Annotated in this window: 26 protein-coding genes and 1 tRNA gene; 15 read left to right on the top strand and 12 right to left on the bottom strand. The window is 61.5% G+C overall.

What is annotated here, in order from left to right:
• Positions 1–12 precede the first annotated feature (12 nt).
• Entirely contained in the window at positions 13–1,950 is a 1,938-nt protein-coding gene (locus EKL02_RS03865; RefSeq protein WP_206732446.1) for a dynamin family protein, read from the bottom strand.
• 48 nt (positions 1,951–1,998) lie between these two features.
• Positions 1,999–2,820 (bottom strand): bifunctional DNA-formamidopyrimidine glycosylase/DNA-(apurinic or apyrimidinic site) lyase, encoded by an 822-nt coding sequence (mutM, locus tag EKL02_RS03860; protein WP_128900815.1) that lies wholly within the window; start codon positions 2,818–2,820, stop codon positions 1,999–2,001.
• Between the two features lie 141 nt (positions 2,821–2,961).
• Between mutM and EKL02_RS03855 the strand changes: the two genes are divergently transcribed.
• The 10 genes from EKL02_RS03855 to EKL02_RS03815 all read left to right on the top strand — a co-directional run bounded on the left by EKL02_RS03855 (position 2,962) and on the right by EKL02_RS03815 (position 11,393).
• Complete coding sequence (locus EKL02_RS03855; protein WP_128900814.1) at positions 2,962–4,764, top strand: tetratricopeptide repeat protein; 1,803 nt, start codon at positions 2,962–2,964, stop codon at positions 4,762–4,764.
• On the top strand, positions 4,761–5,381 hold the full coding sequence (gene lolB / locus EKL02_RS03850; protein WP_128900813.1) for a lipoprotein insertase outer membrane protein LolB: 621 nt from the start codon (positions 4,761–4,763) through the stop codon (positions 5,379–5,381). The genes EKL02_RS03855 and lolB overlap by 4 nt, the downstream gene beginning before the upstream one ends.
• Positions 5,382–5,395: 14 nt before the next feature.
• On the top strand, positions 5,396–6,250 hold the full coding sequence (ispE, locus tag EKL02_RS03845; RefSeq protein ID WP_128900812.1) for a 4-(cytidine 5'-diphospho)-2-C-methyl-D-erythritol kinase: 855 nt from the start codon (positions 5,396–5,398) through the stop codon (positions 6,248–6,250).
• 83 nt (positions 6,251–6,333) lie between these two features.
• Positions 6,334–6,410 (top strand) — tRNA-Gln (locus EKL02_RS03840).
• Between the two features lie 111 nt (positions 6,411–6,521).
• On the top strand, positions 6,522–7,472 hold the full coding sequence (locus EKL02_RS03835; protein WP_128900811.1) for a ribose-phosphate pyrophosphokinase: 951 nt from the start codon (positions 6,522–6,524) through the stop codon (positions 7,470–7,472).
• Between the two features lie 107 nt (positions 7,473–7,579).
• Entirely contained in the window at positions 7,580–8,176 is a 597-nt protein-coding gene (locus EKL02_RS03830) for a 50S ribosomal protein L25/general stress protein Ctc (RefSeq protein WP_128900810.1), read from the top strand.
• 79 nt (positions 8,177–8,255) lie between these two features.
• Complete coding sequence (pth, locus tag EKL02_RS03825) at positions 8,256–8,837, top strand: aminoacyl-tRNA hydrolase (RefSeq protein ID WP_128900809.1); 582 nt, start codon at positions 8,256–8,258, stop codon at positions 8,835–8,837.
• A 205-nt stretch (positions 8,838–9,042) separates the two neighbouring features.
• Positions 9,043–9,210: a hypothetical protein gene (locus tag EKL02_RS18110; protein ID WP_164931942.1), complete on the top strand. Its 168-nt coding sequence runs from the start codon at positions 9,043–9,045 to the stop codon at positions 9,208–9,210.
• Between the two features lie 230 nt (positions 9,211–9,440).
• Positions 9,441–10,532 carry a redox-regulated ATPase YchF gene (gene ychF / locus EKL02_RS03820; RefSeq protein WP_128900808.1) on the top strand — a complete coding sequence of 364 codons (1,092 nt, stop codon included), beginning with the start codon at positions 9,441–9,443 and terminating at the stop codon, positions 10,530–10,532.
• Positions 10,533–10,541: 9 nt separating this feature from the next.
• On the top strand, positions 10,542–11,393 hold the full coding sequence (locus EKL02_RS03815) for an MOSC N-terminal beta barrel domain-containing protein (protein WP_128900807.1): 852 nt from the start codon (positions 10,542–10,544) through the stop codon (positions 11,391–11,393).
• 67 nt (positions 11,394–11,460) lie between these two features.
• Here the strand turns inward: EKL02_RS03815 and EKL02_RS03810 are convergent, their stop codons facing one another.
• From EKL02_RS03810 to EKL02_RS03790, 5 genes are read right to left on the bottom strand one after another with little or no spacing between them, the layout of a single operon-like run.
• Entirely contained in the window at positions 11,461–11,718 is a 258-nt protein-coding gene (locus EKL02_RS03810; RefSeq protein ID WP_128900806.1) for a YfhL family 4Fe-4S dicluster ferredoxin, read from the bottom strand.
• Positions 11,719–11,742: 24 nt separating this feature from the next.
• Positions 11,743–12,243 (bottom strand): pantetheine-phosphate adenylyltransferase, encoded by a 501-nt coding sequence (gene coaD, locus EKL02_RS03805; protein ID WP_128900805.1) that lies wholly within the window; start codon positions 12,241–12,243, stop codon positions 11,743–11,745.
• A gap of 28 nt (positions 12,244–12,271) precedes the next feature.
• Positions 12,272–12,934, bottom strand: a complete 663-nt coding sequence (rsmD, locus tag EKL02_RS03800; protein ID WP_128900804.1) for a 16S rRNA (guanine(966)-N(2))-methyltransferase RsmD — start codon at positions 12,932–12,934, stop codon at positions 12,272–12,274.
• A 13-nt stretch (positions 12,935–12,947) separates the two neighbouring features.
• Complete coding sequence (locus tag EKL02_RS03795) at positions 12,948–14,297, bottom strand: pitrilysin family protein (RefSeq protein ID WP_128900803.1); 1,350 nt, start codon at positions 14,295–14,297, stop codon at positions 12,948–12,950.
• Positions 14,298–14,325: 28 nt separating this feature from the next.
• Positions 14,326–15,690, bottom strand: coding sequence for a pitrilysin family protein (locus EKL02_RS03790; RefSeq protein ID WP_128900802.1), 1,365 nt, complete (start codon positions 15,688–15,690; stop codon positions 14,326–14,328).
• A gap of 124 nt (positions 15,691–15,814) precedes the next feature.
• On the opposite strand from EKL02_RS03790, the gene ftsY reads away from it, so the two are divergent.
• The 4 genes from ftsY to rpoH all read left to right on the top strand — a co-directional run bounded on the left by ftsY (position 15,815) and on the right by rpoH (position 19,683).
• Positions 15,815–16,942 carry a signal recognition particle-docking protein FtsY gene (gene ftsY / locus EKL02_RS03785; RefSeq protein WP_128900801.1) on the top strand — a complete coding sequence of 376 codons (1,128 nt, stop codon included), beginning with the start codon at positions 15,815–15,817 and terminating at the stop codon, positions 16,940–16,942.
• Positions 16,943–17,638: an ATP-binding cassette domain-containing protein gene (locus tag EKL02_RS03780; protein WP_128900800.1), complete on the top strand. Its 696-nt coding sequence runs from the start codon at positions 16,943–16,945 to the stop codon at positions 17,636–17,638. It abuts the gene before it with no gap.
• Positions 17,635–18,561, top strand: coding sequence for a permease-like cell division protein FtsX (locus EKL02_RS03775; RefSeq protein ID WP_128900799.1), 927 nt, complete (start codon positions 17,635–17,637; stop codon positions 18,559–18,561). Before EKL02_RS03780 ends, EKL02_RS03775 begins: the two co-directional genes overlap by 4 nt.
• Positions 18,562–18,780: 219 nt before the next feature.
• A complete protein-coding gene (rpoH, locus tag EKL02_RS03770; RefSeq protein WP_128900798.1) occupies positions 18,781–19,683 on the top strand; it encodes an RNA polymerase sigma factor RpoH in 903 nt (300 codons plus the stop codon).
• Positions 19,684–19,777: 94 nt separating this feature from the next.
• Here rpoH and EKL02_RS03765 read toward each other — a convergent pair whose 3' ends face one another.
• The 5 genes from EKL02_RS03765 to EKL02_RS03745 form a co-directional block, all read right to left on the bottom strand.
• Positions 19,778–20,317, bottom strand: coding sequence for an SCO family protein (locus EKL02_RS03765; protein WP_241687904.1), 540 nt, complete (start codon positions 20,315–20,317; stop codon positions 19,778–19,780).
• A gap of 97 nt (positions 20,318–20,414) precedes the next feature.
• The gene (gene cyoE, locus EKL02_RS03760) at positions 20,415–21,299 is read right to left on the bottom strand and encodes a heme o synthase (protein WP_128900796.1); all 885 of its coding nucleotides are present in this window, start codon (positions 21,297–21,299) and stop codon (positions 20,415–20,417) included.
• Between the two features lie 24 nt (positions 21,300–21,323).
• Positions 21,324–22,448: a COX15/CtaA family protein gene (locus EKL02_RS03755; RefSeq protein ID WP_128900795.1), complete on the bottom strand. Its 1,125-nt coding sequence runs from the start codon at positions 22,446–22,448 to the stop codon at positions 21,324–21,326.
• Between the two features lie 29 nt (positions 22,449–22,477).
• Positions 22,478–23,029: a cytochrome C oxidase subunit I gene (locus EKL02_RS03750; RefSeq protein WP_241687903.1), complete on the bottom strand. Its 552-nt coding sequence runs from the start codon at positions 23,027–23,029 to the stop codon at positions 22,478–22,480.
• Between the two features lie 25 nt (positions 23,030–23,054).
• Complete coding sequence (locus tag EKL02_RS03745; protein WP_128900793.1) at positions 23,055–23,771, bottom strand: SURF1 family protein; 717 nt, start codon at positions 23,769–23,771, stop codon at positions 23,055–23,057.
• 78 nt (positions 23,772–23,849) lie between these two features.
• On the opposite strand from EKL02_RS03745, the gene EKL02_RS03740 reads away from it, so the two are divergent.
• Positions 23,850–24,050, top strand: coding sequence for a twin transmembrane helix small protein (locus EKL02_RS03740; RefSeq protein ID WP_128900792.1), 201 nt, complete (start codon positions 23,850–23,852; stop codon positions 24,048–24,050).
• The last annotated feature ends 35 nt before the right edge of the window (positions 24,051–24,085 follow it).

Here is a 24,085-nt window from a genome sequence, read left to right as displayed (position 1 = left end):
TTCGTCTTTACTTTATGCGGCGGCCTTAAGCGCGGGCATCTCGGCCGCGATCGCCTGCGCCAGCGCCGCTTCCAGCGCGTGCAGGTCTTGCATCTGCGCTTCCAGTTCCGCCTGCATCTGCTCGAAGGAGGTGATTTTTTCTTCCAGGCTGTCGGTGGCTTCGAAAATCCGTTCCACCGATTTCTGCCGCTGCTTCAATTGCAGCTTGTGTTCGCGGATTTGCGCATCCAGCGGCGCCATTACCACCTTGAACCAGGCTTCGACATCACGATTGGCTTGCAAGAAGATATGCTTGACGCGCGAGGCGATGGAATCGAAAAACTTGCGCATCAGGACAGCCTGGTGCGTGGTAAGGAGCGCCGCGGCGCCGAACTGCTTGTGATAGACCGCCTCGACATGGTCGAGTTCTTCCCGGTATTTTTTCAGCGAAAACGGCATCGGTGTCGTCAACGCCAGGCCATGCTCGGTGGAGAACTTGCGGTACATCACCGTCATCATTTCAGCGACTTCATCGATCTTGTGCCCGGATTGCCACAGGTTGTCGCGGGTTCCGTCAAAGAAGCCCTTGACCGCTTCGCGGAAGCCCGCCGAGAACATGCTCTGTTCCATCGACCCGGCCGCCTTGCGCGCTTCCTGCTTGAGCACGCCGATGCCGAGATGGGTATAGACATCGGCCGACAATCGGGCAAAGACCGAGCGCGTGCTTTGCAGCTTGACCAGGCTGGTATCGAACTCGCGCTTTTCCATCTCGATGCGCTTCATCATGTGGTTGACGATGTTCTGGTTCTTGCCGCGCAAGCTCTTCAATTCGACCAGTTGCTCGACCACGTTGCGGGTGCGCGAGCCCAGCAAGGTCTGGCGGGCGCTGCCGAGTTCGTGGATCTCGCTGCTCAACTGGGCGCGGATGATGCTTTGCCGGGACGGCAGCAATTCCTGCGACAAGGCTTGCTCGAGCTTCATCAGCCGGCTTTTTGCCAGCAAGGGCGCATCGCGGTTGATCTTGCCGACCAATCCCTTTTGCGCCGACACGGGAAAAATCTGTTCTTCGGCAATGCCGAGGGTCTGCGCCACGGAACTGACCTGCTGCGCGATCTGCCGCTCGACTTCTTCGGGCGAGCGCAATTCATCCCACATGCTGTCGATCTTGTTCAGCACCGCCAGGCGGCCGGCGCCGCCGCCGATATGGTTGCGCCAGACATCGATGTCGCTCTTGGTCACGCCGGTATCGGCGGCAAGGATGAACAGGACTGCGTGGGCATTGGGAATCAGGTTCAGCGTCAGTTCCGGCTCGGTGCCGATGGCATTCAGGCCAGGCGTGTCAATGATGATCAGGCCTTGCTTGAGCAAGGGGTGGGGGAAATTGATGATGGCATGACGCCATTGCGAGATTTCCACCGCGCCGTCCGCGCCGAGCGCCTGCTGCTGCTCCGGATCATTCTCGTCGTACAAGCCATAGCGCTGCGCCTCCTCGATCGGCACGCGCTTGGACAGGCTGACCTGGCGGAAGGCTTCGAGCATGCCCTCGCCGGACTGGATATCCAGCGGCAGCACGGTCCAGACCTGGTTCTGCTCCTTCAGGTCCGATGTCGACAAAGCCTCGGCCCGCGTTTCGATCGGCAAGAGTCGGATGCAGGGCGGGAAGGTTTCATCGTACAAAAGCTCGGTCGGGCACATGGTCGTGCGCCCGGCCGACGAGGGCAGGATGCGCTGGCCGTAGTCGGCAAAAAAGATCGCATTGATCAGTTCCGATTTGCCACGAGAGAATTCAGCGACGAAGGCGATCGACAACTTGTCATCGGCCAGGCGGTTTTTCAACTGCGCCAGCCGCTGTTCGCAGGCGGCATCGGAAAGGCCGGCGGCGACGATCCAGTCCTGATAGCGCGTCAGCGCATCGACGACGCTGTTGCGCCATCCGCTATATTCTTGAAATTTTTGTATCAGATGGCTCAAACGTTCCCCGGAATGTTACTTATTGTCTCGCTACACTAGCATCGACACTCATTTTTGACAATTTGCGCAGTAAAAGGTCGAGCGCTGCCCTTGCTGGATCTGGCGCACCGGCTTGCCGCAGATGCGGCATGGCTGGCCGGTGCGATTGTAGACAAAATAGCTCTGCTGGAAGTAACCCGACTGGCCATTGACGTTGATGAAATCGCGCAGGCTGCTGCCGCCCTGCACTATGGCGGCCGCCAGTGTTTCGCGGATTGCCGCGGCCAGCAAAGTATAGCGCGCCAGGCTGATGCGCCCTGCCGCCGTCTTCGGATGAATGCGGGCCTTGAACAAACTTTCGGATGCATAAATATTGCCGACGCCAACGACAACGTTGCCAGCCAGCAACAGCTGCTTGATTGGCGCGTTGCGCCCGCGCGTCACACGGTGCAGCAATTCGGCCGTAAATGCCGGCTCCAGCGGTTCAACGCCGAGGTGGCGCAACAGGATGTGCTCTTCCACTGCCCCCTCATCGGCGCCATGCCAGAGCACGGCGCCGAATCGGCGCGGATCGGTCAGGCGCAGCGCCTGGTCGCCCAGCACCAAATCGACATGGTCATGTTTTTGCGGCGGGGTTGCCGCCGGCAAGATGCGGATGTGGCCGGACATGCCAAGATGGATGATCAGCGTGCCATGATCGAAACGCAACAACAGGTATTTGCCGCGCCGGCCGGTGGCGCGCACCGTGCGGCCGGCCAGCAGGCGCTCGAGTTCCGGCGGAAATGGCCAGCGCAAGCCGCTATGGCGCAGCACGACGCCGCTGACCTCCTTACCCTCCACATGCGGCGCGACGCCGCGCCGGGTCACTTCAACTTCTGGCAATTCAGGCATGAAAAATCGTGGTCCCTTTGAAACGCGATAAAACGTGAAACGGCAACTGTATGAAGGTATTCAAGAGCCAGGTCCGCAAATGCGCAAACGGCACCGGTTGGGCGTAGAATGCAATTCAGCCCTTTTTGACAGGATCTCTTCTTGAAAAACGCTCCCGCCATTGTAACGCTGTCGCTGCTGCTGGCGGCCTGCGCCTCCGTGACGGCGCCGCCCCCGGCGCCGCCGGAAAAGACGGAAACGCTGGCATCGCCATCGCGTCAGCACACGGCCACGCCCGCGCAATTGCGGCGGATGCTGCAAGCCGGGCAGGCTGCGTCGGCCGAATCATTGCCGCCGGTGGCCCTGAGCCCCGATATCCTGTACAAACTGCTGACGGCAGAAATTGCCTCCCAGCGCGGCGACTGGAAAACCGCCTACATTGCCAGCATGGCGCTGGCGCAGCAGACCCGCGACCCGCGCCTGGCGCAGCGCGCCATGGAAATTGCCCTCTCCGGCAAGCGGCACGACGAAGCCCTGGCGGCAATTCGCGTCTGGCGCACGCTGGCGCCGGAGTCGGAGCAGGCCACGCAGTATTTTCTCGGCTTCGTGATGCTCTCGGATAACCTAGCCGAAGCCGGACCAGTCTTTTCGCAAAGGCTCAAAGACATTCCCGATTCTTCGCGCACCATGCTGATGTTCCAGATCCAGCGCCTGCTGGCCCGCGCCAAGGACAAGCCTGCCGGCTTCGCCCTGCTGCAACAGGTCCTGGAACCCTACCTGGCGACGCCGGAAACCCGCCTGGTGCTGGCGCAAGGCGCGCTGGCGGTGGGCGACTATCCCCGCGCGCGCCAGGAAGCGCTGGCGGCACAGGCGGCCCAACCCGAGTCGGAACTGGCCGTCCTGACAGTGGCGCAAGTCAGCGCCGACAAGGCTGAAGCCAGCCAGTCGCTCAGTGCTTACCTGGCCACCTATCCAAAGGCACGCGAAGCCCGGCTGGCGCTGGCGCGCCTGCTGGTCGAGCAAAAGCAGTATGGCGACGCGCGCAGCCAGTTCGAACTGCTCCTGCAGTACAACCCGAAAGACCTGACCACGCTGTACGCGCTGGGCGTGCTGTCGGCGCAGACCCGAGACAATCCCGCTGCCGAAAAATACCTGGGCAGTTACCTTGAGTTGCTGGCAGCCCAGCCCGATGCCGAGCGCGATCCCAGCCAGGCCCTGATGCTGCTGTCGCAACTGGCAGAGGAACGCAAGGATACCGAGGCGGCGCTGCGGTGGCTGTCGCAGATCGATCCCGGCGAAGCCTATATCGGCGCGCAGATCCGCCGCGCGCAATTGCTGGCCAAACGCGGCGACCTGGTCGGCGCGCGCAAGGTCTTGCTCGACCTGTCGCCGCAGGAAGAACGCGAGCAAATCCAGGTGCTGATCGCCGAATCGCAGATGCTGCGCGACGCCGGCCGCCTGCCGGACGCGCTCGCCGTGCTCGACAGCGGCCTCAGGCGCCATCCCGACAATGTCGACCTGCTGTATGACCACGCCATGCTGGCGGAAAAGGCCAACCAGATCGACCGCATGGAAAAGGACCTGCGCAAGGTGATCGTGCTGGCCCCCAAGAACCAGCATGCCTACAATGCCCTGGGCTATTCGCTGGCCGACCGCAACATGCGCTTGCCGGAAGCCTTCGCGCTCATCAGCAAGGCGCTCGAACTGGCGCCGGAAGACCCTTTCATCATGGACAGCATGGGCTGGGTGCAATTCCGCCTGGGGCGCCTGAAGGAAGCCGAGGAGATACTGCGACGCGCCTTCGCACTGCGCCCCGACACTGAAATCGCGGTACACCTTGGCGAAGTGCTGTGGGCCAAAGGCCAGAAGGCCGAAGCGCAAAAATTCTGGCGCGAAGCGCGCGAGAAAGACCCGCAAAACGACACCCTGAAAAACACCTTGCTGCGGCTGCAGGTCCAGCCATGAATCGGCGCCTCGCCTGCGCCGCGGCGCTCGGCTGGCTGCTGGCCGGCTGCGCCGCGCTGTCCCCGCCGCCGGACGCTGCCTCTGTGACTGGCGCGCAACTGCAGCGCCCCTATGCCGAAGCGATCGAACTGGCCGGCAGGCTCTCGGTACAGTACCGTCGCGGCAACACCGATGAAGCGCTGCACGGCAGCTTTTCCTGGTCGCAAACGCCGCAACGCACCCTCGTCACCCTGCTCTCCCCGCTCGGCCAGACCCTGGCCGTCATCGAAGTCCAGCCCGGCAGCGCCACGCTGACCCAGGCCGGCCAGCCGCCCCAGGCAGCGCCCGATGCGGATGCCCTGGCGCAAACCGCGCTCGGCTGGCCGCTGCCGGTCGCCGGCTTGCGCACCTGGCTGCAAGGCTTTGCGCAGGATGCCCGGGGCCAGCGCTGGATCGCGCCACCGGCATCCGGCAGCACCGTCACCACGCCGGATGGCTGGCATATCGTTTATGCCAGCTGGCAACAAGACAATCGCGACGCCACCGCGCGTCCGCGCCGCATCGACCTGGCGCGCCAGACGCAGGAAGCCGGCCCGGTCAGCCTGCGCATCGTCATCGATCACTGGCAAGCCAATTAAGCCTCGTAAGCCTCATGTCCTCCCGCACCTTGAAGAATTGCCTGGCTCCGGCCAAGCTGAACCTGTTCCTGCATGTCACCGGCCGCCGCGCCGATGGATACCACCTGCTGCAAACGGTATTCCAGTTGCTCGACCATGGCGACTTGCTGCATTTCGAAACGCGCGATGATGCTGTCATCTGTCGCACCACCGAGGTGCCCGGTGTCGCAGCAGAAGACGACCTGATCGTGCGCGCCGCCCGATTGCTGCAAGCCACCCTGCCGGAAGGTGCGCGGCCGGGCGCCAATATCGCCATCGAAAAACGGCTGCCGATGGGCGGCGGCCTGGGCGGCGGCTCCTCTGACGCCGCCACCGCCCTGCTCGCCCTGAACCGCCTGTGGCAAGCCGGCCTCGACCGGCAACAATTGATGGATCTGGGCCTGCAACTGGGGGCCGACGTGCCATTTTTTATTTTCGGTCGCACTGCCTTCGCCGCCGGCGTCGGCGAAGAATTGACCCAGGTCGTCACCCCGGACGGCTGGTATGTCGTGATAGAACCAGGCGTCTCGGTCCCGACCCAAGCCATATTTTCTGCAAAAGAATTGACAAGGAACACGAAAGCCGTCACAATAACGGACTTTTCCACTAGCCCTGTTGGCTTTGGAAAAAACGACTTGCAAGCAGTAGCTGCCAAGCTGTTTCCGGAAGTCGCCGAAGCCATAATTTGGCTACGACAATACGGCGATGCGAGAATGACGGGATCAGGCGCGTGCGTGTTTTGTTTTTTTGCGCATGAACCAGATGCCGACCTGGTACTCAAAGCAGTACCAGCGCACTGGAAGGCATGGAAAGCACGGGCCATAGCAAAACACCCGCTTGCAGATATATAATAGAAGTCGTTACCACCAGATTCGTTTGACGTTGCAAGCGATGCCCCAGCGGCACGATTGCAACGGCAGACAACCGGTCGTGTAGGGGAATCGCCAAGCTGGTTAAGGCACTGGATTTTGATTCCAGCATACCAAGGTTCGAATCCTTGTTCCCCTGCCAATAAACATTAGTAAACAAGAAGCTACATCGATAACAAAGCCGCCAACGCAAGACTAACCAGTCTGTTTTGGCGGCTTTTTAAGCTTTTAACGCATTCATTTTGGGGATCTCATGGCACTCGAAAACCTGATGGTTTTTACCGGCAACGCAAATCCGGACTTGGCTATCGGGGTCACCAAACAACTCGGCATTCCACTGGGCAAAGCCCTGATTTCGCGCTTTTCCGACGGCGAAGTGGTTGTTGAAATCAATGAAAACGTGCGCGGCAAGGATGTGTTTGTGCTGCAGTCGACCTGCGCGCCGACGAATGACAACCTGATGGAAGTCATGTTGATGGTCGACGCCCTGAAGCGCGCCTCGGCCGGCCGCATCACCGCCGCCATCCCCTATTACGGCTACGCGCGCCAGGACCGCCGTCCGCGGTCGGCCCGCGTGGCGATTTCCGCCAAGGTAGTCGCCAACATGCTGCAGGAAGCCGGCGTCGACCGCGTGCTGATCATGGACTTGCACGCCGACCAGATCCAGGGCTTCTTCGATATCCCGGTCGACAATATCTATGCTTCGCCGGTGCTGCTGGGCGACCTCGTCAACAAGAAATATGACGACCTGCTGGTGGTCTCGCCCGACGTTGGCGGCGTGGTGCGCGCCCGCGCGCTGGCCAAGCGCCTGAACTGCGACCTGGCGATCATCGACAAGCGCCGTCCGAAAGCCAATGTCTCCGAAGTGATGAACATCATCGGCGAAGTCGAAGGCCGCAACTGCGTCATCATGGATGACATGGTCGATACCGCCGGCACGCTGACCAAGGCTGCCGAAGTCCTGAAGGACCGCGGCGCCAAGAAGGTCGTGGCGTACTGTACCCACCCGGTGCTGTCGGGCCCGGCGATCCAGCGCATCACCGAATCGTCCCTGGACGAACTGGTGGTCACCGATACCATCCCGCTGTCCGACGCTGCCAAGGCTTGCCCGAAAATCCGCCAGCTGACTTGCGCGGAATTGCTGGCTGAAACGATCCGCCGCATTTCCAAGGGCGATTCGGTGATGTCGCTGTTTGCAGACTAATTTCAAGATTTAACTGGCTGCTCAAAAAATGAGCGGCTTCCCAAATCCCCTGGTCGCGGGGGATTTTTACCGCAGGATGCAAGTCCTGCACACACTGGAGCAACACCATGAAAGTAATCGCATTTGCACGCACTGAGCAGGGGTCCGGAGCGAGCCGCCGCCTGCGCACTGCTGGCCAAACCCCCGGCATCATTTACGGCGGCACGGCAGCACCGGTCAACATCAAGCTCGACCACAACGCGCTGTACCACGCACTGAAGAAAGAAGCGTTCCACTCGTCGATCCTCGACCTCGAAGTCGATGGCAAGGCAGAGAAAGTTCTGCTGCGCGACTTCCAGGTGCACGCATACAAGCAACTCGTCCTGCACGTTGATTTCCAGCGCGTCGACCAGAACCAGAAGATCCACATGAAAGTGCCACTGCACTTCATCAACGCTGAAACCTCGCCGGCCGTCAAGCTGTCCGCCGCCGTCATCAGCCACGTCGCGTCCGAACTGGACATCTCCTGCCTGCCGAAAGACTTGCCGGAATTCGTCGAAGTGGACCTGGGTTCCCTCGAAGCCGGCAACTCGCTGCACCTGGCCGACATCAAGCTGCCAGCTGGCGTGACCGCCGTGCACGCGCAAGACAACCCCACCATCGTTACCGCGATGGTGCCGGCCGGCGCTGCTGCTGCTGCCGAAGCCGAAGGCGAAAAGAAGTAATCCTTCGCCCGGGCACTGCGCCACCAAAGAACCCGCCCTGGTGGCGGGTTTTTTTTATCGATCCATTATCGACTCCAACATGTCCATTCGCTTGATCGTCGGCCTTGGCAATCCTGGCCCGGAATATGAACAGACCCGCCACAACGCCGGTTTCTGGCTGGTGGACCAGCTTGCCGCCAACCGCCTGGCGCGGGAAGCAAAATACAATGCGCTGGCAGCCAAGAGCACCATCGCCGGCAAGGAAGTCTGGCTGCTTGAGCCGCAAACCTACATGAATCGCTCCGGCCAGTCCGTCGGCGCACTCGCGCGGTTTTTCAAGATTGCCGCTGATGAAATCCTGGTCGCGCATGACGAACTCGACTTGCCGCCGGGTAGCGCGAAAATCAAGAAAGGCGGATCGTCCGGCGGCCACAATGGCTTGAAGGACATCACTGCTGCGCTTGGCACCCAGGATTACTGGCGCCTGCGCATCGGCATTGGCCATCCGCGTGCGATGAACCTGCAGCAGGCGGTCGTCGATTTTGTCTTGCACCGCCCGCGCCGCGAAGAGCAGCTGCTGATTGACGATGCCATTGCCAACAGCGTGCAAGTCATACCGCTCTTGTGTGAAGGAAAATTTGAAGTCGCCATGATGCAACTGCATACCAGCAAGGCCTCCTGACGCTGGCGGACCACGCCAGAGGACAGCACGCGCACTGCGCAAGTTCCGCCTATTGGACGCTCTCGCGCGTGCGCTCTTTCCGCATCAAATATTCCATATATTCCCCTTCTTTCCGCTGGCGGTCTGCGCAGCGCGACCTATACTGAGTTCACTTTCCGCATGGGCGGCGAGCACTTATCCGAAAAATATTTGTCGGAGGCACATCATGAAAAACGTCTTGGTCATTCTCGCCCTGGTTGCGGTTGCCGGTTGTTCCGGCATGCGCCCAGGCTCCAGTTCCGGCAGCATGGGCTCGGATGTCAGTCGCAGCGGCACAGCCTCCAGGGACATCCCCATGGAACGCTATAGCGTCGAACCGCTGCATTTGCCGTAACGTTGCCGCAAGTCGGATTTCGACGGTTGCGCCACGCTGTTCCAGGCGCAATCGTCCCGACTCATGCCTCTCGCATGTCAAAACCGCTTTCCAACAGTACGAACGTCCCCTCCTGAGCCCTGCCATTCCTAGCTCAGGCACCTGAATTCAGGCAAGCCCGCTCATGCTGCGAAATGGAGCGCCCGGCTACGGTAAAATAGCGGGTTAATCCATCTTGAGCAAAGCACACCATGAGTCTCCAATGCGGCATCGTCGGCCTGCCTAACGTCGGCAAATCCACCCTGTTCAATGCCCTGACCAAAGCGGGTATCGCTGCGGAAAATTATCCTTTCTGCACCATCGAACCCAACGTCGGCGTCGTTGAAGTACCGGACCCGCGCCTGAAAGCATTGGCCGAGATCGTCAAGCCCGAGCGCATTGTCCCGTCCATCGTCGAATTCGTCGATATCGCCGGCCTCGTTGCCGGCGCCTCCAAGGGCGAGGGCCTGGGCAACCAGTTCCTGTCGCACATCCGCGAGACCGACGCCATCGTCAACGTCGTGCGCTGTTTTGAAGATGACAATGTGATCCACGTTGCCGGCCGCATCAGTCCGCTCGACGATATCGCCGTGATCGAAACCGAACTGGCGCTGGCCGACATGGGCACGGTGGAAAAAGCGATCCACCGTGAAAACAAGAAAGCCCGTTCCGGCGACAAGGATGCCGCCAAGCTGGTCGCACTGCTGGAACGCATCATGCCGCACCTCAACGACGCCCGCCCGGTACGCGCATTGGGCCTGGATGCCGAGGAAATGGCGCTGATCAAGCCGCTGTGCCTGATCACGGCCAAGCCCGCCATGTACGTTGGCAATGTCTCCGACCATGGCTTCACCAACAATCCGCTGCTGGACCAGTTGACCGAATACGCCAAGAAGCAGAATGCGCCGGTCGTGGCGATTTGCGCCGCCATCGAAGCCGAAATCGCCGACCTGGACGATGCGGACAAAGTCGATTTTCTGGCCGACATGGGCATGGAAGAACCTGGCCTGGACCGCCTGATCCGCGCCGCCTTCAAGCTCCTCGGCCTGCAAAGCTATTTCACCGCGGGCGTCAAGGAAGTGCGCGCCTGGACCGTCCCCGTGGGCGCCACCGCACCGCAGGCAGCCGGCGTGATCCACACCGACTTCGAGCGCGGCTTCATCCGCGCGCAAACGATTGCCTTCGATGATTTCATCGCCCTCAAGGGCGAACAGGGCGCCAAGGAAGCCGGCAAGATGCGCGCCGAAGGCAAGGAATACATCGTCAAGGATGGCGATGTGCTGAACTTCCTGTTCAACGTCTAAGCAGGCGCCATGCCGATCCTGGCTTCACTCACCCTGTACCCGGTCAAATCCTGCGCCGGCATTGCCCTGCGCGAAGCCATCGTCACGCGCGCCGGCCTGATGAGCGATCAGATCTATGACCGCGAATGGATGGTGGTGGATGCCGGGGGCAATTTCCTTACCCAGCGCGAGCATCCGAAAATGGCCGCCATCGTGCCGCAGATCGGACTGGATGCACTGAAATTGCGCGCACCTGGCATGCTGCGCCTGGAAATTCCGCTGGGCTTGCCGGATCCGGAAGACGAGCGCCTTGTCACGGTCAAGGTGTGGGACGACAGTGTGCCGGCTTACGATTGCGATGAAACGACAGCCGCCTGGTTTTCCAGCTATCTGGGCGTTCCTTGCCGGCTGGTGCGCTTTCACCCGCAAGCCAGGCGCATCGCCAGCACGGACTGGACCGGCGGCATCGAGGCGCCCACCTTGTTTGGCGATGGCTATCCCATGCTGGTGATTTCGCAAGGCTCGCTGGACGACCTGAATGCAAAGCTGGCGGCACAGGGCCGCGCCGCTTTGCCGATGAACCGCTTCCGCCCCAATATCGTCATCGATGGAATCGGCGCCTACGAGGAAGATTTCGCCGGCAGCATTACCGTCGGCGGTGCCGTGATCAAGCCGGTCAAGCCCTGCCCGCGCTGCCGTATCCCGTCAATCGACCAGTCCACGGGCGAAGTCGGCCCCAGCCCGCTGGATATCCTGCAGGCCTACCGCGCCGATCCGAAGATCGACGGCGGCCTGGCCTTTGGCATGAATGCGATCTTGCTGGGAGGGGAAAACCAGGTGCTGCGGGTGGGCCAGGATGCCGAAGTCACACTGGCATTTTAGGCACGCGTAAGCGCAGGCAAAAAAAAGGGACAGCATGCTGTCCCTTTTTATTTTAAGCCGCACGCAATTACGCCGCTTTGGTAGCCTGCAAGGCTTCGTATTTCGCCATCAGCTGTTCCTTCGTCTCGCGCCATTCGGGATTGAAGGGAATGCAATTGACCGGGCAGACTTGCTGGCATTGCGGCTCGTCATAGTGGCCGACGCATTCGGTGCACTTATGCGCATCGATTTCATAGATGAGCGGCCCCATCGAAATCGCGTCGTTCGGACATTCTGGTTCGCAGACGTCGCAATTGATGCAATCGTCCGTGATCATCAGTGCCATAAATTCAACTCCACTACAAAAAAATCAATTGCCGGATGTCGCGACTCTCGCAGCGAGCTTGGTCTTGAGCCACTTCTCGACCGACGGAAATACAAACTTGGAAACATCGCCGCCCAGGCTGGCGATCTCACGCACAATGGTACCCGAAATGAACTGGTACTGGTCCGATGGCGTCAGGAATAGGGTTTCGACATCAGGCAACAGGTAACGGTTCATGCCGGCCATCTGGAATTCGTATTCGAAGTCCGAGACAGCGCGCAAGCCGCGCACGATCACGCGGCCATCATGCTGGCGCACGAAATCCTTGAGGAGACCGGAAAAGGTTTCTACCTGGACGTTGGGATAATGCCCCAGCACCTCGTTGGCAATTTCCAGGCGCTCTTCCAGAGAAAAGAACGGTTTCTTGTTTTGACTGTCGGCCACACCGACGATCAGCTTATCGAACAGGCCAGAGGCGCGCCGTACCAAATCTTCATGCCCACGCGTCAGCGGGTCGAACGTACCTGGATAAATTGCGGTGACCATGAGGACTCCGTGAAATAAGGAACGCGCATTATGCCTGAATTCCAGTCATATTTCCGTTTTGTAATAGATGGTAAAAAACCATTCCTGCCTTGTCGGCTCGGACGATTTCCCACTCTGCCAGCCACGGCGCATCCAGCCCGACGAGAGGCACTTCCGCTTCGGCATATACCAGTCCGCCAGGCTGCAGGAGCGCGGCGCAATGCGGCAGGATTTTCGCCAGCCAATCCTGATGATACGGTGGATCGAGAAAAATGATGTCGAAGGCGCCTTCGCGCCGCCCGGCATGGCCTGCCACCGCCTGCGCTAGCGCCAGTCCCGCCGCCAGTTCGCGCACGCGGGCGAGCGCATCGCCGCGCATGACCGTTACCTGCGATGCCTGCAGCTTGCCCTTGACAGCTTCGAGCTGCCGCAGCGCCGGGCTGTGGTTTTCCACCATCAGCACGCGCGCGGCGCCGCGGCTGGCAGCTTCGAACCCGAGCGCGCCGCTGCCGGCGAACAGGTCGAGGCATGCACGCCCTTCCCAGGCACCGTCGAACAAATGGTTAATCCAGTTGAACACCGTCTCGCGCACCCGGTCCGGGGTCGGCCGCAAGCCGGCGGCATCGGCCACCGGCAAGGGCGTGCGCTTCCAGAGTCCGCCGATGATGCGCACCTGGTGCGGCACGGCTTTTTTGGCTTGAGGCTTGTTCATCGCGATCCGCTGGCTATTTGGCGCCTTCGGCGCCGCCGGCCACGCCGTTATTGCCAACGACCACCGTCGCCAGCTTTTCAACGGCGATCTTGCGCTGGAAGGCTGCCTGGATGTCTGCGCGGCTGACCTTGGCAATGTTCGCAGTCCAGGTATCGAGGTAATCGAGGGGCAAGCCGTAATAGCCGATGACGGCAATGTTGGCCAGGATCTTGCGGTTATTGTCGATACGCAGCGGGAAGCCGCCGATCAGGTTGTCCTTGGCCGCCTGCAATTCCTTCTCGGTCGGACCGCTGCGCAGGAAGTCGGCGACGGTTTCGCGCACCACCTGCAAGGCCTGGTTGGTTTGCGCCTGGCTGGTTTGCAAGCCGATCTGGAATGGTCCCGGCTGCGCCAGCGGGTCGAAATAGCTGTACACGCTATAGCTCAGCCCCCGTTTCTCGCGCACTTCCTGCATCAGGCGCGAGACGAAACCGCCGCCGCCCAGAACGTAGTTGCCGACAGTCAGCGCAAAAAAATCCGGGTCGCCGCGCTGTATCGCCGGCGTGCCGATCAGGATGTGCGACTGCGAGGCCGGATGGGCGAGGCGCTCTTCCACGGCCTTCAGCGGCGCCACCGCCGGCAAGACCGGCAGGGGTTCGCCCTGCGGCAGGCGCGCGGTCAACTGGCGCGCGATGGCATCGGCCTGGGCGCGCGTGATATCGCCGATCATGGCGATCACCGCGCGGTTGGCGACGTAATGCTGGCGGTGGAACGCCACCAGGTCTTCGCGCGTCACCGCCTCGACCGACGCCACCGTGGGTTCCAGGGCATACGGATGGCTGCCATAGAGCAGCCGCGAAAATGCGCGGCTGGCGATGACTTCCGGCTTGGTCAGGCCTTCCTTGATGCCGGCGATGGTGCGCGCCTTGTCACGCGCCAGAAAATCCGCTGGAAAGCCCGGTTGCGCCAGTACGCGTGCCAGCAGCAGCACGGCAGCATCGCGCTCGGCGGCATTGGTCAGGGTGCGCAGGGATACCCCGCCGCGATCCTCGCCGACGCCGCCGCCGCGCTGGGCGGCGATATCGGCAAAGGCATCCGAAATCTGCGCTTCGCTCATGGCCGGCTCGGCCTCCGCCGCGGCGCCCGCCTGCAAGCCACGCGCCAGCATCGCATTGGTCAAGGATGCCGTGCCGGACTTGCCGGCGGGATCACGACGCGCGCCGGCGTCGAATTCGACGCTCACATCAAGCATCGGGATGGAACGGCTTTCCACGAACAATACCCGGGCGCCATTATCCAGTTTCCAGGTCTCGATTTTCAGGGCGGCGTGGGCAGGCATGGCGCACAAGGCCATCCATGCCACGATGATCAGTCGTTTTGTCATAGGGTCAGTTTTCCGGAGTTCAGTGCGGTCAGTGGCGCAGCGCCGCAACCGGCGTGGCTTTCTTTTCTTCCAGCGGCAGGGGGTGCAGGGTGGCGACCGTCAGGCTTTCTTCGCCAAAGTATTTTTGCGCCACCGCCTGTACCTGCGCCGCAGTGACCAGGCGCAGTTTTTCAATGATCCGGTCGATATCCCGGTGCGACAGGCCCGACAATTCCATCGTGCCGATTTCCATTGCCTGGCCAAAAATCGAATCGCGCTTGTAAATCTGTTCGGCGATCAATTGCGTCTTGACGCGTTGCAGCTCGCTCTCGCTGACACCCTCGGCGGCAATCCGCGCGACTTCGGCACGCAAGCGTTTTTCCAGCTGCTCGGTCGTCGTGCCCGCAGCCGGCACGCCATCGAGCACGAACATGACCGGCCCGCGCGAAACGCCCGAGTAGCTGGCGCCGGCGGAATTGGCAACACGGTCGGTGCGCACCAGTTTCGCATTCAGCCGGGCATTGTCATAGCCGTCGAGCACTGCCGAGAGGACATCGAGCGCATAGGCGTCGGTATCCTTTTCCACATCGCGCAAGGCCGGCACCTTGTAGGCCAGCGCGACATACGGGTTTTCAGCGGGCGCCTTGACGACCACCCGGCGCATGCCGCGCTGCGGCGGCTCTACCTGCGGCTTGGTGCTGCCGACCACCTTGCGCGGAACGCGGCCGTAATGTTTTTCGGCCAGCGCCAGCACAGCTTTGGCATCGACGTCGCCGATCACCACCAGCACCGCATTGTTCGGCGCATACCAGCGGTCATGCCAGGCGCGGGCATCCTCGACCGTCATGTTTTGCAAGTCGCTCATCCAGCCGACAATGGGATGGTGATAAGGATGGGCGGTATAGGCAACAGCGTTCAAGGCTTCGTGGACCAGCGCCAGCGGCTGGTCGTCGGTACGCAGGCGGCGCTCTTCCATCACCACCTTGATTTCCTTTTCGAATTCCTTTTTATCCAGCACCAGGTTGGCCATGCGGTCGGCTTCAAGCGCCATCACCTTGGGCAGGCGGGTTTTTTCGATCTGCTGGAAGTACGCCGTGTAGTCGCTGCTGGTAAAGGCATTTTCACGGCCGCCCAGCGCCGCCACGCGGGCGCTGAACTCACCCGGCTTCAGTGTCTTGGTGCCCTTGAACATCATGTGTTCCAGCACGTGGGCAACCCCGGTGGTGCCATTCACCTCGTCCATCGAGCCAGTGCGATACCACACCATGTGGGCCACGGTGGGCGCCCGGCGGTCTTCCTTGACAATGACTTTCATGCCGTTTTTCAGCATGAATTCCTGGGCAGGCACCCCTGCCGCCAGGGCAGAAGTGCACGCAAACAACCAGCAAATCAGTACGACTATCCGCGATTTCATATTTCCCGCTCTGTTAAAATAGAAAATTGCCTGTGTGTGGGTTCCACAGCTGATTGTACCCCGCTTGCCTGGCGCCTTGCTGCGCGTCAGCCATCGCCCACTGATTGCGATTCCGTCCAGCCCCATGTTTAGTTTCTTCAAAAGAAAACCGAAAGAGACAGCCGCGCCTGCTGCCGCCCCTGTCGAGGAAATCGTTGCCGAAAAGGCACAAGAGCCAGTTGCGCCTGTGCCGCTGTCCCCTGCAGTACCCCTACCTGCAGCCGCAACGCCTCCTGCGCCGGTGATTTTTCCGCCCCCACCTGAGGCAGTGCAGGAAGTCGAGATTATCCCGGCTCCCGCGCCATCGGCTGAGCAAAAACGCTCATGGCTGACCCGGCTCAAAGCCGGCTTGTCGAAAACTTCTGCCAGCCTCACAACGCTGTTTGTCGGCGCCAAGATTGACGATGATTTGTATGAGGAACTGGAATCGGCGCTGCTGATGGCCGATGCCGGCATCGATGCCACGCAATTCCTGCTGGATACCCTGAAGAAAAAGGTCAAGGACGAGAAGCTGACCGAAGCCGAGCAAGTCAAGACGGCACTCAAGGCGCTGCTGATCGGTCTCCTGACGCCGCTGCAAAAGCCGCTGGTGCTGGGCCGCCATCAACCCATGGTCATGATGATCGCCGGCGTCAACGGCGCCGGCAAGACCACCACCATCGGCAAGCTGGCCAAGCATCTGCAAGCCCATCATCAATCGGTGCTGCTGGCCGCCGGCGATACGTTCCGCGCTGCGGCACGCGAACAGCTGGCGGTCTGGGGCGAGCGCAACAATGTCACCGTGATTGCCCAGGAATCGGGCGACCCGGCAGCCGTTGCCTTCGACGCCGTGCAGTCGGCGCTGGCCCGTGGCACCGACGTGGTAATGGTCGATACCGCCGGGCGCCTGCCGACCCAGTTGCACCTGATGGAAGAACTCAAGAAGGTCAAGCGCGTGATCGGCAAAAGCATGGCGGAAGCACCGCATGAAGTGCTGCTGGTCATCGATGGCAATACCGGGCAAAATGCGCTTACGCAAGTCAAGGCCTTCGACGATGCCCTGCAACTGACCGGCCTGGTCGTCACCAAGCTTGACGGCACCGCCAAGGGCGGCGTGCTGGCGGCAATCGCCCGCACACGCCCGGTGCCGGTGTATTTCATTGGCGTCGGCGAAGGCATCGAAGACTTGCAGCCTTTTAATGCGCAAGAATTTGTGGATGCCTTGTTAAGCTAAATGATTGAATTCCGTCACGTCACCAAGCGCTATTCGAAAGACGCCACGGCGCTGTTCGACCTCAACCTCTCCGTTGCCAAGGGCGAACTGCTGTTTCTGGCCGGCCCGTCCGGCGCCGGCAAGTCGACCCTGCTGAAAATGATCGCCGCCATCGAGCGTCCGAGTTCGGGCAGCGTCGAAGTCAATGGACAGGATATCGGGCGCCTGAATGCCACCGGACTGGCCTACCTGCGCCGCAACCTCGGCCTGATCCTGCAGCAGCAGCGCCTGCTGGCAGACCGCTCCGTGCTGGCCAACGTGCTGCTGCCCCTGATCGTCACGGGCACCCCGCGCGACGAAGCGGAAAAGCGCGCCCGCGCCGCCCTCGACAAGGTGGGCCTGCTGGACAAGGCGCAATCCGACCCGCTGTCGCTCTCGGGCGGCGAACAGCAGCGCGTCTCGATTGCGCGGGCGATTGTCAACCGCCCGCAAATCATCCTTGCCGACGAGCCGACCGCCAACCTCGACCGCGTCAGCGCCGCCAGGGTCATCGATGCCATCAAGGCCTTCCATGCGGTGGGCGTGACATGCCTGATTTCCACCCATGACGACAATATTTACCAGCCTGGCGCCCGCGTGATCCACCTGGAGCAAGGTCGCCTGGTCAATGACTCTCAGGCGGCCCCGGCGCCGCAACCAGCACAGGTGGCTTCATGAAAAACTGGTTGCGGCTGCATGCCTACGCCCTGGCCGGCGCCTGGCGCCATATCCGTGCCCCGCGCGGCGGCTTCCTGCTGAATGTGGCGGTGATTGCCATCGCCCTGATGCTGCCCTTCGCCGGCCTGACGCTGCTGGAAAACATCCGGCCGGTGTCCCAGCAACTGGTGGTGGAACCGGAAATCAGCCTGTTCCTGAAAGCCGATACCCCGCGCGAACAGGCGAACGCGCTGGCTGCGCCGATCAGGCGGGCGCTGAAGGAAGCCGATCTGCAAGGCAATCTGGAATTCATCCCGCGCGAAAAAGCCCTGAACACCCTCGATGCTCGCACCGGCGTGGCAGCCGCAGTGGAGGCGCTGGGCGCCAACCCGCTGCCGGACGCCTATGTGCTGAAACTATCGGGACTCGATAACGTCGCCCAGGCAGCGCGCACGGATGCCCTGGTGACCCGCCTGCAAGCCTTGCAAGGCGTCGACCACGTGCAACTGGATTCGGCCTGGGTCAAGCGCCTGGCCGCAGTCATGCAAGTATTGCAACTGGCGCTCTTGTTGCTGGCCATTACACTGGGGACAGTGGTGGTGGCAGTCGTTTTCAACACGATCCGCCTGCAAGTCCTCCACCAGAGCGAAGAAATCGTCCTGAGCAAGCTGGTGGGTGCGTCCAATGCTTTCGTATGCCGGCCGTTCTATTACGCTGGCGCATTCCTGGGCTTGATCGCCGGCATGGTTGCCCTGGGCCTGGTTACCCTGGGCTTGTACCCCCTCAACCAGGCTCTTGCCGATGTGGTGCAGCTTTATGGCTCGCAATTCCGCCTGGCGCCCCTGAGCGCCCAAGTCTGGCTTGGCTTGCTGTGTGCGAGCGCTGCCTTGGGCTGGATCGGCGCCCTGCTGTCGGTGAAGCGTTCGATCGGACGCCTCGCCTAGCCGGGACGCGGCCTAATTTTCTTTACTTTCTGCAACTTTTCCGGCTTTTTCGACGCGATTGCATACGGCGAGTGAATTAACGCTGGGAAATTAATAGCCTAGCACTATTATTTCATCCCAATTTGACTATTAGCACTCACCAACAGAGAGTGCTAATATATGGTTTATCTATTCCTGCATGCACAGGCAAACCCTGAAAAAAGGAATCAAGGAGAAGGAATGAACGCACGATCTGCACAGTCCGCACTGGTACCTGCCGCCAACAATCTGGTGGCACTCGGCTTTCCCGGCAATCTGGGCAATATCGAGTCTTATATCTCGGCAGTCAACCGCCTGCCGATGCTGTCGCACGAAGAAGAAATCTCGCTCGCAAAAAAGCTGCGCGAGCAAAACGACCTCGCTGCGGCGCAATCGCTGATCCTGTCGCATTTGCGCCTGGTGGTTTCCATCGCGCGCGGCTACCTCGGCTATGGCTTGCCGCATGCCGACCTGATCCAGGAAGGCAATATCGGCCTGATGAAGGCTGTCAAACGGTTCGACCCGGACCAGGGCGTGCGCCTGGTGTCGTACGCCATGCACTGGATCAAGGCAGAAATCCACGAATACATCCTGAAGAACTGGCGCCTGGTCAAAGTGGCCACCACCAAGGCCCAGCGCAAGCTGTTCTTCAACCTGCGCAGCCACAAGGAAGGCCTGGACGCCATGACGCCGGCGCAGGTCGACGCCCTCGCCAAGACCCTGGATGTGAAGCGCGAAGAAGTCATCGAGATGGAAACCCGCCTGTCGGGCCGCGACATCGCCCTCGAAGCGCCAACCGATGAAGATGACGACGGCAAGTTCGCGCCAATCGCTTATCTATCGTCGGAAGCGCAGGAGCCCACCCGCGTGCTGGAGGCGCAGCAGTACGACCGCCTGCAAAGCGAAGGCCTGGAAGCTGCGCTTGGCAAGCTCGATGCCCGTTCGCGCCGCATCGTCGAGGCACGCTGGCTGGCCAGCGACGATGGTTCCGGCGCCACCCTGCACGAACTGGCCGACGAGTTCGGCGTTTCGGCCGAGCGCATCCGCCAGATCGAGGCGGTGGCATTAAAAAAGATGAAAGGTGCGCTGGCCGAATTCGCCTGAAGCAGCCGTGCTCCATAAAAAAGGCGCTCGTTCGAGCGCCTTTTTTGTTGTCCGTTTTTTTTGTCCGCTACGCCGTTTGACCAGCGCACCCGGTTTACTTCCCCGCCAAAAGTATCTTCAGGTCATGCGCGATCGGCTCGGCACCCTGACCATGGCGGATGAACAGGCGAATGCGCCCCTGCGGGTCGAACACGTAGCTGCCGGCGGTGTGATCCATCGTATAGCTGCCGGCTTCCTTGCCCGGCACCTTCTGGTAAAACACGCGGAATTCCTTCGCGACCTTTTCCGTGGCGGCCTTGTCGCCCACAAGCCCGAGGAAGCTCGGATAAAACGCCGGCACATATTGCGCCAGCAACTGCGGCGTATCGCGCTCGGGGTCAACCGTGATGAACAGGACCTGCACTTTCTCGGCTTGCGGGCCAAGCTGCTGCATGACGCCGGCCATTTCCGCCATGGTGGTGGGGCAGACATCCGGGCAATGGGTAAAGCCGAAGAACACGACCACGGCCTTGCCCTTGAAATCGGCCAGGGTGCGCGGCTTGCCGTTATGGTCGGTCAGGGCGAAATCCCGGGCATAGCCCAGCCCGGTCACGTCCGTGTTCTTGAAGGCGCTGTCGACGGGCGACAGCTGCATGGTGCCGTCGGCGCCCTGCTCGGAAGCCTTGTCGCTGCAGGCAGTGAGCCACAGCGCCGAAGCCAGCATCAGGACGAGAGGAAGGATACGCATGGGTTCAGATCTTCAGGTAATGGTCGACCAGCAACGCCGCAAACAATAGCGACAGGTAAATGATTGAATAGGTAAAGGCCTTGCGCGCCAGCAGGTCGGTGTAATGGCGGTAGATGCGCCAGGCATACCACAGGAATACTGCACCCAGCAGGGCCGCGCTGACCAGGTAGATCAGGCCGCTCATGTGGACTGCGTAGGGCAGCATGGTGGTCGCGACCAGCACGATGGTGTAGAGCAGGATGTGGAACTGCGTGAATTGCAGGCCATGCGTAATCGGCAGCATGGGCAGGCCGGACTTGGCGTAGTCATCGCGGCGGTACAGGGCCAGCGCCCAGAAATGCGGCGGCGTCCAGACGAAAATGATCAGCACCAGGATCCATGCCTGCATCGGCACGTCATTGGCGATGGCGGCCCAGCCCAGCGCCGGCGGCATTGCGCCCGACAGCCCGCCGATGACGATGTTTTGCGGCGTCGCCGGTTTCAGCACCATGGTATAGATCACGGCATAGCCGACGAAGGTGGCCAGGGTCAGCCACATGGTCAGCGGGTTGACCAAGGTGTACAACACCCATGCGCCAGCACCGCCGATCACGCCCGAGAATGCCAGCGTCTGGCTCACGGTGATTTCACCGCGCGCCATCGGGCGGCGGGCAGTACGTGCCATCTTGGCATCGATGCTGCGTTCGACCAGGCAATTGACCGCGAAGGCGGCACCGGCCAGGAGCCAGATGCCGACGGTCGCCGCCACCACGACGCGCCAGTCAGGCAGGTCGGGGGTTGCGAGGAACATGCCGATGACGGCGCAAAACACGGCCAGCTGCGTTACGCGCGGCTTGGTCAGCGCCCAGTACTGGGCAATACGGTTCGAGGAAATGGTCAAGGTGGTCATAGTCTTACAGCAGCGAGGCGCGCATCATGCGGCGGCAATATGGGTTGTCATGCGGCTGGCGGCATGTGGCGCGGCGGCAAGGTTAGCCTTGTAGTTTAACATGCTCAGCAACAGCACCAACAGTGCGGCGCAGCCATTGTGCGCAACTGCCAGGGCCAGCGGCCAGTTCAGGTACACAGTGGAAATGCCAATCACGATTTGCAAAACCAGCGCCGCCAGCAACCAGGCACCGGACTTGCGCAAGCCGTCGATCCGCAGCGCGCGCAGCGCCACCCAGCCAATCACGCCGGCGGCCACCAGGGCGAATGCCCGGTGCGTCCAGTGAATCGCGGTCAGCGCCGGGAAAGGCAGGAATTCGCCATCCGCCGTCTTGCCAAGATGGCGCCAGAGCGTAAAGCCATTGTCGAAATCCATTTCCGGCAGCCAGACGCCATGGCAGGTCGGCAAGTCCGTGCACGCCAGCGCGGCATAGTTGGTGCTGACCCAGCCGCCCAGTGCGATCTGCACAAACAGCACCAGCAATGCCAGCGCCGCTGGCAGGCGCAAGCCGCTGCCTGTGGCGGCAACGGATGCATGCGGGCTTTGCCGCGCCGCCAGCCAGGTCAGCAAGGCCAGCAATCCCATGCCCAGCAGCAGATGGATGGTGACGATGACAGGCTGCAGTTTCAGCGTCACGGTCCACGCGCCGAATGCGCCCTGCAGGCACACGAAGAACAGCAGGAAGCTTGGCAGCCATGGCGAAGCCGCAGCACTGGCTGCACCCGCCCGGCGCGCCCTGCTCCAGTTGCGCCAGGCCACGCCCATCAAGGCAATGATCAGCACGCCCACACCCATGGCAAAGTAGCGGTGCAGCATCTCGATCCAGGCCTTGACGACGGTCACCGGCCCGCCCGGCATGGCAGCCTCGGCTGCCTTGATCGCCTCATGCGCCTGCAGCGGATTGGCATGGCCGTAACAGCCGGGCCAGTCCGGGCAGCCGAGGCCGGAATCGGTCAGGCGCGTGAAGGCGCCGAACATGATCAGGTCGAACGTGAGAAACAGCGTCACCCAGGCCAGCTTGCGGTATTTGTTGGCGTCGCGCGACGCCCATACCGCTGCCAGCGCCAGCAGCGCCACCAGCAATCCCTTGATCGCGAGTTGAATCAGCATGTGCCTTGTTCCTGTAACTGGTTGCGCGCCTAGCCGATCTTCGACGCTTTCAGCAAACGGCCGAGATCCTTCTTGATGCGGTTGGGGTCGGCGTCCTTGGGAAAGCGCATCATCAGGTTACCGAGCGGATCGATCATGTAGATATGGTCGGCCAGCACGGCGCCCTGCTCCAGCGGCAGCCATGCCTGCAATGTCTCGGGCTTGACGCGCAACATGCGGGTGCCGTCGTATTCGCGCATGAGCAGCGTGTCGAGCGGCTCCTGGTCGGTGATCAGCCAGACGCGTTCGACGCGTTCGCGCTCCTTGCCTTGCGCTGTGCGCAGCTGGCGCATTTCGTAGAGCTTCGTCTGGCAGGCCGCCTCGCACTTGCCGGAATCGACCTGCAGCATGATCCACTTGCCCTTGTAGGCATCGAGTTCGAGCGGCTTGCCGTCGAGCGCCGTGCTGCCCAGGCGCGGCATCGGGTAGGCGCGCGGATCCAGCAGGGTGCCGTAGTTGGTGCGCCCGCTCGGCTGGACCACGTAGTAGGCGAAGTAGGAGGCCACCAATGGCGAAGCGCAGACAGCCAGCACCGCCAGCATCTTCCATCGACCGAGTTTTTTTTGCTTACTGTTTTGTTCCACGCCGAAATCCCGTCACAATAAAAAAGATGAATGCGGCCGCTGCCAGGCCATACCACTGGAAAGCGTAACCGCGATGCTTGTCGGCACCGTGCGAGGGCCGCGGCCAGTCGCGCACCAGGCCGTCGTCGGCCGTGCCGCCCTGTTCGATCATGAATGGCAGCAGTTGCAAGCCGCTGGCAGCGGCAAGCTCGCCGATGCTGACGTTTTGCACGATGGCGCCGGGCTTCAGCGGCGCCGGCGCGCCAAACTGGTAAACCCGGGCCGGATGACTGCGGATGCTGCCTTCGATCTCGATTTCGCCTTGCGGCGTGGGCGTTGCCGGCAGCCGCGCCCGGTCCACCGGATCGCGCGCGATCCAGCCGCGCGCCACCAGAACCGACTTGCCGCTGCCGGCAATTTTGAAAGGCATCAGCATGTGCAGGCCGGCGCGGCGCTCATGCGGGCGGTTATCCAGGTAGAGCGGCCAATCGCGCACGAATGTGCCCCTGACCCGCACTTGCCGAAAGGGCATGGCTTCGGCATCCGGTGTGGCCGCCGACAGCGCGATGACCGGCTGTGCCGCCTGTGCCTGCAAGGCCGCTTCGATGCCTTCCTTTTCCTGGGCACGACGCGTTTGCCAGTTGCCCAGCGCAATGCCGATGGCAACCAGCAGCGCTGTGGCAATGAACGGCACCCAACTGAAACGGAATCTGATTGGCATTACAATATCAACCTTACGAACACAAGCCTTGTGAGCCGGCGCCTATTCTAGCAAGCAGCCGGTTCTAGTGCAGCCACCATGAAAATCATCGTCGCCATCGCCTTCCTCCTGATCCTCGGCAGCCTTGCCTCGGCCCTGATATTCCTGATGCGCGACAAGGGCAAGAGCAACCGCACCGTGCAATCGCTGGCACTGCGGGTGGGCTTGTCCATCGCCCTGTTCATCTTCATCCTGGTGGCGCATTACCTGGGCTGGATCCAGCCGACCGGCATTCGCTAGACCCGCTTTTCCGCTGCAAGCCGCACAAGAAAAAA

This window comes from Janthinobacterium sp. 17J80-10 (genome assembly GCF_004114795.1).
Lineage (GTDB): Bacteria > Pseudomonadota > Gammaproteobacteria > Burkholderiales > Burkholderiaceae_D > Paucimonas.
The sequence above is the reverse complement of the archived record's forward strand: the minus strand, read 5'-3'. Positions and strand labels throughout refer to the sequence as shown.

Excerpts from the sequence above, each read along its gene's own strand:
- EKL02_RS03750 (WP_241687903.1), bottom strand. The coding sequence starts at position 23,029 with ATGCTGGCGGTGCTGGCTGTCTGCGCTTCGCCATTGGTGGCCTCCTAC.
- EKL02_RS03780 (WP_128900800.1), top strand. The coding sequence starts at position 16,943 with ATGATTGAATTCCGTCACGTCACCAAGCGCTATTCGAAAGACGCCACG.
- pth (WP_128900809.1), top strand. The coding sequence starts at position 8,256 with ATGTCCATTCGCTTGATCGTCGGCCTTGGCAATCCTGGCCCGGAATAT.
- cyoE (WP_128900796.1), bottom strand. The coding sequence starts at position 21,299 with ATGACCACCTTGACCATTTCCTCGAACCGTATTGCCCAGTACTGGGCG.
- EKL02_RS03815 (WP_128900807.1), top strand. The coding sequence starts at position 10,542 with ATGCCGATCCTGGCTTCACTCACCCTGTACCCGGTCAAATCCTGCGCC.
- EKL02_RS03740 (WP_128900792.1), top strand. The coding sequence starts at position 23,850 with ATGAAAATCATCGTCGCCATCGCCTTCCTCCTGATCCTCGGCAGCCTT.
- ychF (WP_128900808.1), top strand. The coding sequence starts at position 9,441 with ATGAGTCTCCAATGCGGCATCGTCGGCCTGCCTAACGTCGGCAAATCC.
- EKL02_RS03795 (WP_128900803.1), bottom strand. The coding sequence starts at position 14,297 with ATGACAAAACGACTGATCATCGTGGCATGGATGGCCTTGTGCGCCATG.
- EKL02_RS03810 (WP_128900806.1), bottom strand. The coding sequence starts at position 11,718 with ATGGCACTGATGATCACGGACGATTGCATCAATTGCGACGTCTGCGAA.
- ftsY (WP_128900801.1), top strand. The coding sequence starts at position 15,815 with ATGTTTAGTTTCTTCAAAAGAAAACCGAAAGAGACAGCCGCGCCTGCT.
- lolB (WP_128900813.1), top strand. The coding sequence starts at position 4,761 with ATGAATCGGCGCCTCGCCTGCGCCGCGGCGCTCGGCTGGCTGCTGGCC.
- EKL02_RS03790 (WP_128900802.1), bottom strand. The coding sequence starts at position 15,690 with ATGAAATCGCGGATAGTCGTACTGATTTGCTGGTTGTTTGCGTGCACT.
- EKL02_RS03835 (WP_128900811.1), top strand. The coding sequence starts at position 6,522 with ATGGCACTCGAAAACCTGATGGTTTTTACCGGCAACGCAAATCCGGAC.
- EKL02_RS03830 (WP_128900810.1), top strand. The coding sequence starts at position 7,580 with ATGAAAGTAATCGCATTTGCACGCACTGAGCAGGGGTCCGGAGCGAGC.
- ispE (WP_128900812.1), top strand. The coding sequence starts at position 5,396 with ATGTCCTCCCGCACCTTGAAGAATTGCCTGGCTCCGGCCAAGCTGAAC.
- EKL02_RS03755 (WP_128900795.1), bottom strand. The coding sequence starts at position 22,448 with ATGCTGATTCAACTCGCGATCAAGGGATTGCTGGTGGCGCTGCTGGCG.
- rsmD (WP_128900804.1), bottom strand. The coding sequence starts at position 12,934 with ATGAACAAGCCTCAAGCCAAAAAAGCCGTGCCGCACCAGGTGCGCATC.
- EKL02_RS18110 (WP_164931942.1), top strand. The coding sequence starts at position 9,043 with ATGAAAAACGTCTTGGTCATTCTCGCCCTGGTTGCGGTTGCCGGTTGT.
- coaD (WP_128900805.1), bottom strand. The coding sequence starts at position 12,243 with ATGGTCACCGCAATTTATCCAGGTACGTTCGACCCGCTGACGCGTGGG.
- EKL02_RS03775 (WP_128900799.1), top strand. The coding sequence starts at position 17,635 with ATGAAAAACTGGTTGCGGCTGCATGCCTACGCCCTGGCCGGCGCCTGG.
- EKL02_RS03745 (WP_128900793.1), bottom strand. The coding sequence starts at position 23,771 with ATGCCAATCAGATTCCGTTTCAGTTGGGTGCCGTTCATTGCCACAGCG.
- rpoH (WP_128900798.1), top strand. The coding sequence starts at position 18,781 with ATGAACGCACGATCTGCACAGTCCGCACTGGTACCTGCCGCCAACAAT.
- EKL02_RS03765 (WP_241687904.1), bottom strand. The coding sequence starts at position 20,317 with ATGCAGCTGTCGCCCGTCGACAGCGCCTTCAAGAACACGGACGTGACC.
- mutM (WP_128900815.1), bottom strand. The coding sequence starts at position 2,820 with ATGCCTGAATTGCCAGAAGTTGAAGTGACCCGGCGCGGCGTCGCGCCG.